The 893-nt window shown below is 52.7% G+C and carries 2 protein-coding genes; one reads left to right on the top strand and one right to left on the bottom strand.

The window, feature by feature from the left end; translation table 11 throughout:
• Positions 1-98: 98 nt before the first annotated feature.
• Positions 99-533, bottom strand: a complete 435-nt coding sequence (locus tag AC630_RS42530) for a GNAT family N-acetyltransferase (RefSeq protein ID WP_074124425.1) — start codon at positions 531-533, stop codon at positions 99-101.
• Positions 534-589: 56 nt separating this feature from the next.
• Between AC630_RS42530 and AC630_RS42525 the strand changes: the two genes are divergently transcribed.
• On the top strand, positions 590-893 hold a 304-nt coding region (locus tag AC630_RS42525; protein ID WP_074124423.1), incomplete at its 3' end, for a cupin domain-containing protein.

The following is an 893-nucleotide window of genomic DNA, read 5'->3' as shown; positions in this document are numbered from 1 at the left end:
TTGGTGGATGTCTGCTATTCCGCCGCTGTTAAGGGATAAGCAGACATCCGTCGAACGGATCGAAAATGACGCGAGTGACCCGCAATAGACCTTTGAGATCATTTCTCTTGGTCTGAAAGCGTCTTGCAGAGGACCACGTTGATATGACCTTCGGGCCATCCTTCGAACTCGGCCATACGCTTGAAGCCAGCCTCTTCGTACATTTCGGGCGCTTGGAAGTCGTAGCTCGACACCCAAATCCGGCGAACACCTCGAATGCCTGCCTCCTCGACGAAAGCATTTAGCAGTGCGCGCCCGTATCCCCGGCCCCGATATGCCTCATCGACCCACATTTGTCTCAGTTCAGAAATGCCGGTCCATGTGTAACCAGCCGCGACACCGATCATCTGTCCCAATTCATCGCGGACTACAAAGCCCAAGCCTTGACCATCGTGCCTTCCTGTCACCCTACTGTTGTGTTCGTATAGATGAACTTCGATTGTATCGAGCTCTTTTGGAGACAGGTCGTGCTGGGGCTCTATTTGAAGGTCCATGTCGTCCACCTAAGGTTCCGATAATGCGTCGAGACCTGACATCCGAGGAGACACCGATGGCCGAGACGGCGTACCCATATGCCACCTATCTGGACATCAAGTTCGATCCACTGACATTGATCGACGTTTTTTCATTAGCGAAGACGGTCACCGATCAATGGTACAATCAGACCCTGTGCAAGGTGAACGATTCCGTTATCCGCCTCGGCGTCATGCAAGGCGAGTACCATTGGCACAAGCACGACAATGACGACGAGTTCTTCTTCGTCCTCAGCGGCCGTTTCATAATCGATCTTGAGGGACACTCAATCGAGTTGCTGCCCAATCAGGGTTTCACTGTGCCGAAGGGAGTGTTGCATT

Source organism: Bradyrhizobium sp. AS23.2 (assembly GCF_001908185.1).
GTDB lineage: Bacteria > Pseudomonadota > Alphaproteobacteria > Rhizobiales > Xanthobacteraceae > Bradyrhizobium.
The sequence above is the reverse complement of the archived record's forward strand: the minus strand, read 5'-3'. Positions and strand labels throughout refer to the sequence as shown.